The sequence below is a fragment of the Staphylococcus borealis genome (assembly GCF_001224225.1).
In the GTDB taxonomy this organism is placed as follows: Bacteria; Bacillota; Bacilli; order Staphylococcales; family Staphylococcaceae; genus Staphylococcus; species Staphylococcus borealis.
In genome coordinates, this window is record NZ_CUEE01000004.1 from 217,380 (window position 1) to 231,647 (window position 14,268).

11 protein-coding genes are annotated in these 14,268 nt (G+C 33.5%); 4 read left to right on the top strand and 7 right to left on the bottom strand.

What is annotated here, in order from left to right; translation table 11 throughout:
• Positions 1–125: 125 nt before the first annotated feature.
• Both nrdE and nrdI read right to left on the bottom strand, forming a co-directional pair.
• Positions 126–2,231 (bottom strand): class 1b ribonucleoside-diphosphate reductase subunit alpha, encoded by a 2,106-nt coding sequence (gene nrdE, locus AK212_RS06760; RefSeq protein ID WP_053029946.1) that lies wholly within the window; start codon positions 2,229–2,231, stop codon positions 126–128.
• The gene (gene nrdI / locus AK212_RS06765) at positions 2,194–2,592 is read right to left on the bottom strand and encodes a class Ib ribonucleoside-diphosphate reductase assembly flavoprotein NrdI (protein ID WP_053029947.1); all 399 of its coding nucleotides are present in this window, start codon (positions 2,590–2,592) and stop codon (positions 2,194–2,196) included. Before nrdI ends, nrdE begins: the two co-directional genes overlap by 38 nt.
• 791 nt (positions 2,593–3,383) lie before the next feature.
• Between nrdI and AK212_RS06770 the strand changes: the two genes are divergently transcribed.
• The 4 genes from AK212_RS06770 (at position 3,384) to AK212_RS06785 (ending at position 7,797) form a co-directional block, all read left to right on the top strand.
• The gene (locus AK212_RS06770) at positions 3,384–4,268 is read left to right on the top strand and encodes a DMT family transporter (RefSeq protein WP_053029948.1); all 885 of its coding nucleotides are present in this window, start codon (positions 3,384–3,386) and stop codon (positions 4,266–4,268) included.
• A gap of 5 nt (positions 4,269–4,273) precedes the next feature.
• A complete protein-coding gene (gene queF / locus AK212_RS06775) occupies positions 4,274–4,774 on the top strand; it encodes a preQ(1) synthase (RefSeq protein WP_053029949.1) in 501 nt (166 codons plus the stop codon).
• Positions 4,775–5,077: 303 nt separating this feature from the next.
• Positions 5,078–6,583: an S-Cys-Gly-3M3SH uptake peptide MFS transporter gene (locus tag AK212_RS06780; protein WP_053029950.1), complete on the top strand. Its 1,506-nt coding sequence runs from the start codon at positions 5,078–5,080 to the stop codon at positions 6,581–6,583.
• A gap of 287 nt (positions 6,584–6,870) precedes the next feature.
• Entirely contained in the window at positions 6,871–7,797 is a 927-nt protein-coding gene (locus AK212_RS06785) for a diacylglycerol/lipid kinase family protein (protein WP_053029951.1), read from the top strand.
• A gap of 73 nt (positions 7,798–7,870) precedes the next feature.
• Here AK212_RS06785 and AK212_RS06790 read toward each other — a convergent pair whose 3' ends face one another.
• The 5 genes from AK212_RS06790 to AK212_RS06810 all read right to left on the bottom strand — a co-directional run bounded on the left by AK212_RS06790 (position 7,871) and on the right by AK212_RS06810 (position 13,997).
• Positions 7,871–8,404: a 5' nucleotidase, NT5C type gene (locus AK212_RS06790; protein WP_053029952.1), complete on the bottom strand. Its 534-nt coding sequence runs from the start codon at positions 8,402–8,404 to the stop codon at positions 7,871–7,873.
• Positions 8,405–8,583: 179 nt separating this feature from the next.
• Positions 8,584–9,639 carry a histidinol-phosphate transaminase gene (gene hisC, locus AK212_RS06795; protein ID WP_053029953.1) on the bottom strand — a complete coding sequence of 352 codons (1,056 nt, stop codon included), beginning with the start codon at positions 9,637–9,639 and terminating at the stop codon, positions 8,584–8,586.
• A gap of 93 nt (positions 9,640–9,732) precedes the next feature.
• Positions 9,733–11,247 (bottom strand): peptide MFS transporter, encoded by a 1,515-nt coding sequence (locus AK212_RS06800; RefSeq protein WP_053029954.1) that lies wholly within the window; start codon positions 11,245–11,247, stop codon positions 9,733–9,735.
• A gap of 270 nt (positions 11,248–11,517) precedes the next feature.
• Positions 11,518–13,032: an ABC transporter permease/substrate-binding protein gene (locus AK212_RS06805; protein ID WP_053029955.1), complete on the bottom strand. Its 1,515-nt coding sequence runs from the start codon at positions 13,030–13,032 to the stop codon at positions 11,518–11,520.
• Complete coding sequence (locus AK212_RS06810) at positions 13,029–13,997, bottom strand: ABC transporter ATP-binding protein (RefSeq protein ID WP_053029956.1); 969 nt, start codon at positions 13,995–13,997, stop codon at positions 13,029–13,031. Before AK212_RS06810 ends, AK212_RS06805 begins: the two co-directional genes overlap by 4 nt.
• Positions 13,998–14,268 lie beyond the last annotated feature (271 nt).

Consider the following 14,268-nt stretch of genomic DNA (forward strand, 5'->3'; position numbering starts at 1 on the left):
AAAAATCCTCCTTAATTACTAAAAAGCAAATCTCATTCGTTAAAGGGAAAGGAGGTGAATCAATTTGTCGTGTTGACCCTACAACCTTCCCCTATTTTATACTTTATTCTGTTAACTTCTAAAAATTAAATTGCACAACTTGTACATTCTTCAACGCTTAATAATTTATTACGCGTATAATATAGTGATTTAAGCCCTTTGTGATGCGCATAAACATACAATCTTGATAATTCACGTGTTGAAATTTCAGAATTCACATATAAGATTGTTGAAATACCTTGGTCCACGTGTGTTTGAATCGTAGCAATCAAATCGATGAGTTTCATTTGATCAGTATTGAAAGCTGATTTATAGTACCACATTGTCTCTGGAGACAAGAATGGCATTGGGTAAAATGTTTCAGCGTTTCCATACGTACGACGCTCAATTTGATCAACAATTGGCATAACTGAACTTGTTGCATTTTGTACATATGAAATACTTTGTGTAGGTGCAATCGCTAATCTATATGCATGATATAAACCATGTTGTTGCACTTGTTCTTGTAATGCTTTCCAATCATTAGCCGTTGGAATATCAATATGATCAAATAAACGTTTTACCTTTTCAAATTTAGGTTCAAAGTCTTGAGATGTATAGAAATCAAAATATTTGCCACTAGCATAATCAGACTTATCAAAATCTTGATATACTTTACCACGTTCTTTAGCAATTTCCATTGAACGCTCAATTGAGTAGTAGTTCATCATCATGAAGAATATATTCGCAAAATCTTTAGCTTCTTCTGATTCATACCCTATTTTATTTTTAGCTAAATAACCATGTAAGTTCATAACACCGAGTCCAACTGAGTGTAACTCACTATTCGCTTTTCTAACGCCTGGTGCATTTTGGATATTAGCTTCATCACTAACTACAGTTAATGCATCCATTCCAGTATGAACAGAGTCTTTAATTTTACCTGTTTCCATGACGTTAACGATATTTAATGAACCTAAGTTACAAGATATATCACGTTTGATTTCATCTTCAATACCATAATCGTTAATTACTGATGTTTCTTGTAACTGGAAGATTTCTGTACATAAATTACTCATTTTAATTTGACCAATATTTGAATTGGCATGCACTTTATTCGCATTATCTTTAAACATTAAATATGGATAGCCCGATTGTAATTGTGTTTGTGCAATCATATTCAACATTTCTCTTGCATCTTTTTTCTTCTTAACGATATTAGGGTTTGCTACCATATCGTCATAATATTTTTCTAAATCAATATCATCTAGTGTTACACCATATTCTTGTTTAACCGTATGTGGTGCAAACATATAGAAATCTTTGCCTTCTTTTGCTAAATCAAAGAACTTAGAAGGTACAATTAAACCAGTAGAAATTGTTGATAAACGCAAGTCTTCATCAGCGTTTACTTTTTTAGTGTCTAAGAATTCTTCAACATCATAATGGAAGATATTTAAATAGACAGCACCAGCACCTGGACGTTGACCGAGTTGATCCGCGTAGCTAAATCCACCCTCTAACGCTTTCGCTACAGGTAGCACACCTTTCGCTACACCTTTAATACCTTTAATAGCTTCACCACGGGCACGTAATTTAGATAGGTTGATTGCTACACCACCACCAATTTTACTTAGCTGTTTGGCAGTAGAATCAATGAAGTTGATAGAATTTAAGCTATCATCCACTTCTAACAAGAAACATGATACTAATTCACCACGACGTGCGCGTCCTGCATTTAAGAACGTTGGTGTCGCAGGTTGGTATCGTTGTTCAATCATTGCTAGAATAAATTGCTTTGCTTGTTGTTTATTGCCGTCTGCTAAATAAAGTGCAACGATTGCGACGTGTTGATTATAATCTTCTAGATATTGTGATTTATCGTTAGTTTTTAACGCATAATCTTTATAGAACTTACTAGCAGACATGTAGCTTGTAAATTCAAAGTTGATTGATTTAGCAAATTCAGTGATTTCAACTAAGTCTGATTCGCTATATTTCTCGAAGACATTAAAATAAAAATTGTTATCTACGAGATAGTGTAATCGTTCAATCTCACTGTCAAAATAAATTGTTTTATCATGGATTTCTTCAAGATAAACCGCTAATGCTTCCTGATCCTTCTCTAAGTTAAAGAAACCATTACCTTTACGTTTCGTAACTTCATTATTTAGTTCAATATGATTGTACTTTTTCTCGTTCATCATTTTCATTGAAATGCCCCACCTTATTTTTAAATTCAATAACATCTTTATTAGAACCTTGTACTTCAAATTTCATTAATAGAGGTACATGATATGATTCGGAAATTGTTTTACCCGCTTTAGCAAAGTTTTGTCCCCAGTTTCGGTTACCACTTGCTGCAACTGCGCGTAAATTTTGATGATTAACATCTAAAAACGATTGTACTTCTTTAGGCACTTCACCAAATCCAATTGTTCCCGTAACTAAAATATAAGGTTCATCAAATGGATCTGTACAATTATCTTTAGTTATCTCCATTACATCTGAAATTTCACTTCGCTTGATAAATCTTCTTACATTACCAGAAAAAGAGAAATAAACTACTTTCATTGGAACGCCTTCTTTCGTCAGTCCATATTATTAACTAAAAAGAAGTTCTCTTAATTAAATAAGAAAACTTGCTAGACATTAAATACGACATATTTTAGACATTTATTTTGGATGTCAACTAGCTGATGATCGTTATACTTAAAAGAAGTGACTTTCGTTTCCAGCCACTACATGTAGTGTTTAGACTAAAATTTCGAGACTATTTCATCTATTAGCTCGTTCGTATAAATAGCATTGAATTAGGGATTTATACTTAAAATCCAGTGTGAAATTTCTATTAAAATGAATAATTTTTATAACACAAACTTTTTATACAACCACAACATGTTGTGGTTCATTTACAAATTCAATACTATATTCTGTGTTTCATTATACAGAATTGCTCTCTTAATTGAAAGTAACTATTTCGTGACAAAAGTTCGGAAAAACGTCTGAATGTGCATCACATCAAACTTAAATTGATACAAATATTTATTTTTGAATATTTAATGTGTTTTAGTTGCATTTTCACCAGCAATATAAATGATTGAATTGTCAGCGTTCTTGAAGACCAATTATTTAAACAATCAATGTATTTTGTACAATTATTCAAGTATATATTATATTTCACTCTAAAAACACGAATATAACATTTATAAAAAAATGGCATCTAACGTGTTTTTACCAGAATAGAACGTTTGTTCGTATTTAAATCATATTACATCCCTATATTATTTTCAAGTATTTATGCATTACTAATTGAATTATGCTACTATATATACGGTAATTTTTTACAAATGAGGCGATTAACCTTGAATCCAAAAGTTAAGGGCATCATTGCAATTCTAATTTCAGCGATTGGTTTTAGTTTTATGTCTGTATTTTTCAGGCTTGCAGGAGACTTACCTGTATTTCAAAAATCATTAGCAAGAAATTTTGTCGCAATGTTTATCCCATTATTTTTCATATTTAAATATAAACAGCCTATGTTCGGGAAATTAAGTAGTCAACCTTTGTTAATTTCTCGCTCTACATTAGGACTTATAGGTGTTTTATTAAATATATATGCCATTGATCATATGGTATTAAGCGATGCAGATACGCTAATGAAACTTAATCCTTTTTGGACTATTTTACTTAGTTTAATTTTTCTAAATGAGAAAGTTCGTAAATATCAAATCGTTGCTATGATTGTAGCAATCTTTGGTATGTTATTTATCGTTAAACCTGAGTTTTCTTCAACAATGATTACGTCATTAGCCGGATTATTCTCAGGTATTTTCGCAGCCTCTGCATACACATGTGTTCGTGCACTTAGTACTAGAGAAGCACCTTATACTATCGTGTTTTATTTTTCATTATTTTCAGTTGTCGTTTTAATTCCGTTTTCAATTGCGACATATGAACCAATGACAACGATACAAATGGTTTACCTTTTAGGAGCGGGTCTTTCAGCAGCAGTTGGCCAAATTGGTATTACACTTGCCTATAGCTTTGCACCTGCGAAGGACATATCTATCTTTACGTATGCTTCAATTATTTTCACGGCAGTCTTCGGATTTATTCTATTCGGAGAAACACCAGATTTCTATGCACTCATTGGTTATGTCATTATCATCGGCGCAAGCTATTATATGTTTGAAAAAGCGCGACGACAAACTGTACCAACGCAACACCAAACTAACACTAAGGAGTGATTCATATGACGCAAGGACGTCAGAAAGAAGAACTACAAGATATTACTTTATTAGGTAATCAAAACAATAAATATGAATTTGACTATACGCCAGAAGTTTTAGAAACATTTGACAATAAACATCAAGGGCGCGATTACTTTGTAAAATTTAATTGTCCTGAATTTACATCTCTCTGTCCTATTACAGGTCAACCGGATTTCGCTACCATTTATATTTCATATATTCCAAATGTTAAAATGGTAGAATCTAAATCATTAAAATTATACTTATTTAGTTTTAGAAATCATGGCGACTTCCACGAGGATTGCATGAATATTATTATGAACGATTTAATAGAGTTAATGGATCCACATTATATCGAAGTTTGGGGTAAATTCACGCCACGTGGTGGTATTTCTATCGATCCTTATACAAATTATGGCCGCCCTAATTCTAAATATGAAAAAATGGCTGAGCATCGATTAATGAACCACGATTTATATCCAGAAAAAATAGATAATAGATAATAGATTAATAAAATCCACTAAATTGTTTGACAATTTAGTGGATTTTTTCATTATTTGTGATATTTTATTTAAATTTACTATTGCCTATTAGTGAATTAAAGCGTATTTTATTATTATCATTTAAAATTACAAAAGAGTAAGATGATCTAAATAAAGCAACTTATTCTCATTCGATTTTAAATCATCAACTCATTGACTGAAATTTCTAAAAATTTCTATTTTTAAGAAATTACATTATTTTACATATCATCATCTTGATTATTAAATTTCAGTCTTTAAAGGGAAGAAAGGATTGGGATACATATGGCAACAAACAATTCCCATGAACAAGCAGTTCAAACAATACCTCAGCGTGGATTCTTCGGACATCCTAACGGCTTAGGTGTACTATTCTTTGTAGAATTTTGGGAGCGATTTAGTTATTACGGTATGCGCGCCATGCTCATTTTCTACATGTATGACCAAATTAAAAATGGCGGTCTAGGCATTGACCAAACGACTGCAATGTCTATTATGTCAGTTTACGGGGCATTAATTTACATGTCTTCAATTCCAGGTGCATGGGTCGCAGATAGACTCTTCGGTACTAGAGGCGCGACCTTGATCGGTGCAGTACTGATTATTATTGGACATATTTGTTTAAGTTTACCATTCGCAATGTTTGGGTTATTTGCATCAATGTTCTTTATCATTATCGGTTCTGGTTTAATGAAACCAAATATTTCAAACATTGTTGGACGATTATATCCTGAGAATGATACGCGTATGGATGCTGGGTTCGTTATATTCTATATGTCAGTTAACTTAGGCGCATTAATCTCACCAATTATCTTGCAACATTTCCTTGATGTGAAAAATTATCATGGCGGTTTCTTAATCGCAGCAATTGGTATGGCATTAGGTTTAGTATGGTATATGATTTTCAACAAGAAAAATTTAGGCTCTGTTGGTATGAATCCAACAAATCCACTTTCTCCTGAAGAAAAAAGAAAATATGGATTAATTGTTAGCTTAGTTGTAATCGTAATTGCTATTGTATTATTAGTTACATACTTTACTAATACTTTATCATTTAACCTGATTAGTAATACTGTTTTAGTTCTAGGTATTGCATTACCAATTATTTACTTTACAACGATGATTCGAAGTAAAGAAGTTACAGATGTAGAACGTTCTCGCGTTAAAGCATTTATTCCATTATTTATTCTAGGAATGTTATTCTGGGGAATTCAAGAACAAGGTTCAAACGTTTTAAATATTTATGGATTAGAGCGTTCTGATATGCAACTGAATTTATTTGGTTGGCAGACACAATTTGGTGAAGCATGGTTCCAATCAATTAACCCATTATTTATCCTACTCTTCGCACCAGTCGTTTCAACAATCTGGTTAAAAATGGGTAAAAGACAACCAAGCTTACCAGTCAAGTTTGGTATTGGTACCTTATTAGCAGGTGCTTCATATATTCTAATGGGACTTATCGGTATGAGTTATGGTGATTCACACTTCTCAGTAAACTGGGTTATCCTATCTTATGTAATCTGTGTGGTTGGTGAATTATGTTTATCACCTACAGGTAATAGTGCAGCAGTTAAATTAGCACCGAAAGCATTTAATGCGCAAATGATGAGTGTTTGGTTATTAACAAACGCATCTGCACAAGCACTTAATGGTACGTTAGTTAAATTAATTGAACCTTTAGGTCAAACGAATTACTTTATCTTCTTAGGTAGTGTAGCAATTGTCATTACTGTGATTATCTTAGCTTTCACACCGAAGATTTCTAAAGCAATGAAAGGTATTCATTAACCTTTTAGGCTATTTAAAAAGCGTCCTAATGTTTAGGGATGCTCAATCTTATTCACAGTAACTGAGTGTACTAAGAAGTCATTTATATTCAGCTTTGCGAGTCATGCTTTTAGGGATGGAACAATGAATTCAAATTGAATTCTGTTCCATCCTTTTTCTTTGTGTATCAACGTAAAAAGTGTAATGATAAAGACTTGAGCACTTGAAATACGCAAATCATAATTAAGCAAACCTGATTTTGGGTAAATATAAGATAATTAAAGTAAATTACGAAAGTAGGCATTATTATGGATCAAACATTTAATCATGGGGTTCTTTTTTACCATGAACATAGTGGTCTAAAAGATATATATGATGGTTTAGGAGAAGTCACTAAATCGCTAACAACCATTTGTAAGCATTTATCCATTCAATTAAGTGAAAATGAAGGCGACATCATTAAATATTGTGAAGATATTAAAAATCAAAACTATAGCAGTGATGTGGATATTGTCTTCATATTAGGTGGCGATGGTACTGTTAATGAACTTATCAATGGTGTTATGACACATCAACTCAACCTCCCTATCGGAATTATTCCTGGAGGAACATTTAATGACTTTACTAAAACATTAAATCTACATCCAGACTTCCGAAAAGCCAGTGAGCAGTTAAAGACTTCACATTTAGAATCATATGATGTCATGAAAGTAAATGATACGTACGTACTCAATTTCGTTGGCTTAGGATTAATCGTTCAAAACGCTGAAAATGTCCAAGAAGGTCGTAAAGATATCTTCGGCAAGTTGAGCTATGTCGGTTCTACCGTTAAAACATTAATGAACCCTGAACATTTCGATTATAAATTAACTGTAGATGACAAAGAATATACAGGTAACACATCAATGCTTGTTGTTGCTAACGGCCCAAACATAGGCGGTAGTCGTATTCCACTTGTCGATTTATCTCCTCAAGATGGTAAAGTGAATAGCTTTATCTTTGATAAACAAAGTTTCACTATTCTTAATGACATCTTTAAGAAACGCGATAGTATGGATTGGAACGAAATTACAAATGGGATTGATCATATTGCTGGTGAGCATATTACATTATCCACGGATCCAATTATGAAAGTAGACATTGACGGTGAAATTAATTTAGAAACACCTATTTCTATTGAAGTTCTGCCAAAAGCAATTCAAATTCTAACTTTCCCAGAAAATGCTGAACAATAACTATTAATTCTATCAATATAAAAGCGATTAAGGTTAATGACTCATTCATCATACCTTAATCGCTTATTTTTAATTATGCTTCAAGAAAGAATGCTTCCACATCTTTCCATCCATTAACACGTTTAAAGCGTTCTTCATTAACATTATGAGACGCAGTAAACATGATTGGTTCTCCTTCAAAAATTTGTAATTGTCGCGGATTATCATCAATGAGATAATCTGTTTTTACTATATTTTTACGACCGCAAAAGATAAATTGTTGAGGGTCTAAAAATGGGAAGAACTCAAGTAACCATTCATATTTATCATGAAATGATGTTGGTACATCCATCGCCGCTGTTGCAATGTAAACATCGTAATGTTCTGTTAATTTCTCAACTACCTCTTGTGCATGTGGCATTACCTTTAGATTTCTAAAAAAACCTGGCGCTCTTAAAATATCACGCACTAATCCATCGTGTTCCGGTATCACGTTTTTAAGCTTTTGACCATTGAGCGACTCAACCGTGATTCCTAATTCAGTTTTAACATTAACCGCTTCAATAATGGCACCTAATGTGTCTGCTAAGACTTCATCCATATCAATAGCTATAGATTTTCTAGACATAATATCTCTCCCTTAATCATCACCTATATACTGTTAAAGTATAGCAAAAATTCAAAAGAGAGTGGTACAGAATTCATATCGAATTGATTGTACCACTCTCTTGCTATATTTAAATTTATAGCACTATCAGAACTGATTCAATTATCTTGCATCGAAAACTTAATCCGTTAGATTCGCTTTTAATAATCAAAGTGTTTCAATACTTCTATCATCTTGTCATTTTGTTCTGGGAATCCGATTGTAATACGGACACCAGTTGGAAATGGTCGTGTAATACAACCAACATTTAATAATGCTTCGTATAATTCTTGTGCTTTGTTTGTAACCACAAATACAAAGTTCGTTTGACTTGGTAAGAAATGTTTACTTTGCGGTATATCATAAAATTTCTGACGTTCGACTGCATTTTTAGCTGTAATCTCATTTAAATAGTCTTGATCTTCTAACGCTGCAATGGCGGCATATTCTGAAATACGAGTGACATTAAATGGTGGACGAATGATGTTCCATTTTTCAATTGCTTCATTCGTAGCAACAACATAACCTACACGTAATCCTGCTAGGCCATAAGCTTTAGAGAACGTTCTTAATAAAAATGCATTATCAAAACGTTCTTGCAATTTCAATGTATCAGGATAATCATTTGCCGTAACGAACTCGAAGTATGCTTCATCAATCAATACTGGTACGTGACTAGGCACTTGTTCTAAAAAGTGTTCTAGTTCATCATGAGTGAAATACGTTCCAGTTGGGTTGTTAGGATTACATAACCATACTAAGGCAGTATCTTCATCTACTTCTTTTATAATCCCATCTAAATCAAAGCCACCCTCTTTCAATGGTACTTGAACAACATCAGCTGATTCTACAATCGCGTTGTGATAGTACTGACCAAATGTTGCTTCACTCGTTACAATCTTATCACCCGGTGTTAATACCGCTCTTGAAATCATCAAGATAACTTCATCTAACCCAGCACCAAATAGAATTCTAGACGCATCCACATTCAAGTGCTCACTAATCGCTTTGCGTAGTGATGGCGACCCAGTTTCCGGGTAGTAGAATAATTCATCTACGTGCGCTTGAACTGCTTCTTTTGCTTTTGGAGAAGGGCCATATAAATTCTCATTTGAGGCAAGTTTATATAGGTCCCCTTCAATGCCATGTTTTTCTTTAAGTGCTTGTGGTGATAAACCTGGTTGATACGCTGTTAATTGATTTAATTGTTGTTTCATTGCCAACCACTCCTTTTCATAAATATAAAATGTTTATTCAATTATAAATGATGTTGCTTACACAATATCAAATTGCAGGAACACTATCATATCTTAATGTACGCCATTCATTGCTTTTTTAACAATTGGAGAAATCGCAACTAAGATCACACCAATGAGAAGTGTAAACAATCCAGAATATAAGAAGAATTCTTTTTCACTAATAATTTTAAATAAGACAACAATTTGACTATTGATACTTTGTGCAGTCGCGTTACTTAACATCCATAGTGCCATCATCTGTGCTGAGAATTTTGCAGGTGCTAATTTAGACGTTACTGATAACCCAACTGGTGAAATACATAATTCTCCCAATGTGATTAAGAAGAAACTTAACACCAACCAAATAGGATGAATCATCTGAACATGACTACTTAACGGTATAATCATGACTAAATAAGATAACCCAGCGAAAATTGCACCTAGTGCAAATTTGTATACTGTACTTGGATTATGCTTACCTAATTTCGTCCATATACTAGCAAAAATAGGTGCTAATATAATGATAAATACCGGGTTGATTGACTGGAACCAGGCTGCTGGTATATGAAAATCGAGAACACCATTTGTCAGTTTACCCAAACTTAGTTCAGTCTTCTGATCTGCAAAGTTAGCTAAAACTGTTGAACCTTGTTCTTGAATCATCCAGAATGCAACAGATGTAATAAATAACGGTATGTAACTATAAATTCTTGAACGCTCTTCTTTACGCGTCTTATGACTTGATAACATATAAACAAAAATACAAATCGGTAATACGATACCTACGAATGTAACAATCATACTAAAACTAGATAGGCTTAATTGTCCAGTAAATTGCAAGATAAGTAGGATAATTGCGAAAATTAACACGATAATACCAGTAATAATTGATAACCTTTTGATTTCTTCTTTGCGAAGCGGATTAGGCACACTTAAACCAGCTAATCCTAAGTTCTTTTTATTGGTAATATAGTATGTCACTAATCCTACGAACATACCTACTGCAGCTACAGCGAAACCATAGTGGAAGCCTAGTCTTGTTTGTAAATATCCTGTCGCAAATGGTGCTAAAAAGCTACCTAGGTTAATACCCATATAAAAAATAGTAAATGCTGCATCTAAACGTCTGTCATTATGGTCATATAATTCTCCAACGGTAGTCGAGATATTAGGTTTCAATAAACCTGTACCAATAATAAGCAGTAATAATGCAATCATAACTACGGTTAAACTACCCGGTATCGTCAACAGAATATGTCCAAACATAATGAGTATGCCACCATAAAACAGGGCATGACGTGTGCCAATCATTCTGTCTGCAATCCAACCTCCGATGGTACCAGACATATAGATAAGCGCACCGTATAACGATACAATTTGTAGTGCTGTCCCTTGTGGTAAACCAAAGCCACCTTTACTAACAGAATAGTACAGATAATAAGCTAAAATGGCTTTCATACCATAGTAACTGAATCGCTCCCAAAATTCAGTAAAGAATAGTGTACTTAAACCTTTAGGATGACCGAAAAATCCTTTTTGAGGTACACTCTCCACTATTTCTTGTCTAGAATAGTTCTTTGTATTCATTTTCTCCCCCCTAAAACCATACACGCTAATTTTGTGTATTTATTCATTAGTGTAAATAAAATTAAATCAGATTACAATTGTCTATACAAAATTCTCACTGAAAAAAAGAAGCAGGACAGAAATTGAAATCAATTCGTTGTCCCGCTCCATGAGCATCATTCGTACTATGAGAAACTAAATTTTAGCGTTTTTCAGTCTAACAATCATTTAAGACACATTTATCAAGTAAACTTAAAATCATCGTTGTATGTCAATCGCTATACACTTCTTTTATTTTATTAAACCTTCTTGTTCAAGATAATGTTTTGCAACCTTGTAAGGATCTTCATTTTTTACGGTAACTTTATAATTCATTTCTTGCATCTCTTCATCGGAAATTTTACCTTTTAACTTATTCAATGGTTTTTTAATTTCAGGATGTTCTTTTAAGAATTTCTCTTTAAACATCGGTGCACCTTGGTATGGTGGGAAGACATGCTTATCATCCTTTAAAACGACCATATCATATTGTTTTAATTCCGCATCGGTTGAATACGCATCAATTAAATTGATATCGCCTTTTTCAACTGCAGTATATCGTAATTTTGGCTCCATTTTTTTAATATTTGATAAATCGAGTCCATAAGCTTTAGACACAGCTTTGTAACCATCAGGACGGTCGTTAAATTCCATCGTAAATCCTGGTTTAAGTTTGTCCTCGACTTTTTGTAAATCACCTATCGTTTTAATATTATTGTCTTTAGCGAAATCCTTTTTTACTGCTAACGCATACGTGTTGTTGTACTTCATAGGTTCTAACATGGTCATATCATATTTTTTCTCTAAACTTTGTTTAGCTTGTTGATATACAGCATCTTCTTTTTTAGATTTTAAATCTTCTTTCGTTAATTCTCCTAACACTGTACCTGTAAATTCTAAATAACCATCTATATCATCTGATTTCAAAGCATTGAAGAGGAATGATGTTTTCCCCATACCATCTTTAACATCAACTGTGTTGTCTGTTTCATCTTCAATTAAAATTTTATACATATTGGTAATAATTGAAGGTTCTGAACCTAATTTACCTGCAAGCGTAATTGTGTCCCCTTTTTTCCCGAAAAGTGGCACAACAATGACCAATAATATAATAAGGATCATCACTCCAACAGTGATTAATAATTTCTTGTAAGACAATTTCTCCATATATCGCAATATCAAATCAAACATAATAGCGAGTAATGCAGCAGGAATCGCACCAATAAGAATGAGTGATGCGTTATTACGGTCAATACCTAGTAAGATTAAATCACCAAGTCCGCCTGCACCGATTAATGCAGCTAAAGTTGCTGTACCGATAATTAATACCATTGCCGTACGAATACCGGCCATCATCACTGGCATGGCAATAGGTAACTCAACTCTCGTTAATCGACGCATCGGTTTCATACCTATACCTTTAGCAGCTTCAATGAGTGATGGATCGACTTCTTTAATGCCTGTATATGTATTTCTTAAAATTGGTAACAAGGCATACACAACTAACGCGATAATTGCAGGAAGTCGACCAATACCAAAGATTGGAATCATCAAGCCTAATAATGCTAAAGATGGAATAGTTTGCAATATTGCCGCTATATTCATGATGACTTCAGACAAACGCTTCGTTTTCGTTAAAGCAATCCCTAGTGGAACAGCGATTAAGATCGCGATTAATAATGCGATAAATGATATTTGAATATGTTCTACAATGGTTGTAAATACTTCGCCTTTACGGTCGTTGAGGGTGCTCAATAAGTCACTCATGCTTTACCCTCCTTATCGTAGTCATCTTGAGATAAAAATTTAAAGACATCTTCACGCTTTAAGAGAGACTGCGTAGAAGTTGATGCATCATTCACAATTACCGCTTCATGCTGTGCTAATTTCGAATAAATTGAACGTAATTGGACATCACTATTGATGATTGGGTAATCGTGTTGTGTTTCTGTCTCTGTGAGCGGCGTTGTAATCTTTAAGTCTTTCAACTGCAATGTTTCTTGATTTTGATCTAAATGACTTCCCATAAATTCTTCTACAAATGCATTTTTAGGTTGATCTCGAAACGCTTGCGGTGTATCAATTTGTTCAACACGGCCATGGTTGAGTAAGCAAATACGATCGCCTAACTTCATGGCTTCTTGTATATCATGTGTAACGAACACGATTGTCTTCTTTATTTGTGTTTGTAATGTTATTAAATCATCTTGTAGCTTCTCACGACTTATCGGGTCCAATGCGCTGAATGGCTCATCCATCAATATGACTGGAGGATCAGCAGCTAATGCTCTGATTACCCCAACCCTTTGGCGTTGGCCACCTGATAATTCATCTGGTTTACGATCACGATATTTTTCTGGTTCTAAACCAACCATTGTAAGTAATTCGTCTACACGTCGATCTATATCTTTGTCTTTCCATTTTTTCATCTGTGGCACTTGTGCAATATTTTCTTTAATTGTCATATGCGGAAAAAGTGCAATTTGCTGTAACACATATCCGATGTCCCATCGCATTTCATAAACGGGATAATCGCTAATGGGCTTATCTTTGAAATAAATATAGCCTTCACTTAACGGAATTAGTCTGTTAATCATTTTCAAAGTGGTCGTTTTTCCACACCCAGATGGGCCAATGAGTACAAAGAACTCGCCTTCATTGATTTTGAAACTCACATTATCGACAGCTACATTATTGCCATAACGTTTGGTTACGTTTTTAAATTCAATCATTTAGTCACCTTCATTTAATCTACCTATTTAAAATGTTTGCATTCTTATTCCCTATTTAAACATGTTTAATGATGAATTCATATTAAATTAGTCATATTATTGTAATTATATTTAAAACATATAGCATAACAATATAAATAAAAAATAAAGAGAGTAGGATAGAATGTTTTGTGCATTCATTATCCCACTCTCAGGTAAATTGGACTGTCTTTTCAATTCAGTTAGTTGCTATGCATTTGCTCAGGCGCCTCATAACATTGTTTGTTCTAGG

Bases quoted from the DNA above. Each gene is read 5' to 3' on its own strand.
- nrdE (WP_053029946.1), bottom strand. From the start codon at position 2,231: ATGAAAATGATGAACGAGAAAAAGTACAATCATATTGAACTAAATAAT.
- nrdI (WP_053029947.1), bottom strand. From the start codon at position 2,592: ATGAAAGTAGTTTATTTCTCTTTTTCTGGTAATGTAAGAAGATTTATC.
- queF (WP_053029949.1), top strand. From the start codon at position 4,274: ATGACGCAAGGACGTCAGAAAGAAGAACTACAAGATATTACTTTATTA.
- AK212_RS06780 (WP_053029950.1), top strand. From the start codon at position 5,078: ATGGCAACAAACAATTCCCATGAACAAGCAGTTCAAACAATACCTCAG.
- AK212_RS06785 (WP_053029951.1), top strand. From the start codon at position 6,871: ATGGATCAAACATTTAATCATGGGGTTCTTTTTTACCATGAACATAGT.
- AK212_RS06790 (WP_053029952.1), bottom strand. From the start codon at position 8,404: ATGTCTAGAAAATCTATAGCTATTGATATGGATGAAGTCTTAGCAGAC.
- hisC (WP_053029953.1), bottom strand. From the start codon at position 9,639: ATGAAACAACAATTAAATCAATTAACAGCGTATCAACCAGGTTTATCA.
- AK212_RS06800 (WP_053029954.1), bottom strand. From the start codon at position 11,247: ATGAATACAAAGAACTATTCTAGACAAGAAATAGTGGAGAGTGTACCT.
- AK212_RS06805 (WP_053029955.1), bottom strand. From the start codon at position 13,032: ATGAGTGACTTATTGAGCACCCTCAACGACCGTAAAGGCGAAGTATTT.
- AK212_RS06810 (WP_053029956.1), bottom strand. From the start codon at position 13,997: ATGATTGAATTTAAAAACGTAACCAAACGTTATGGCAATAATGTAGCT.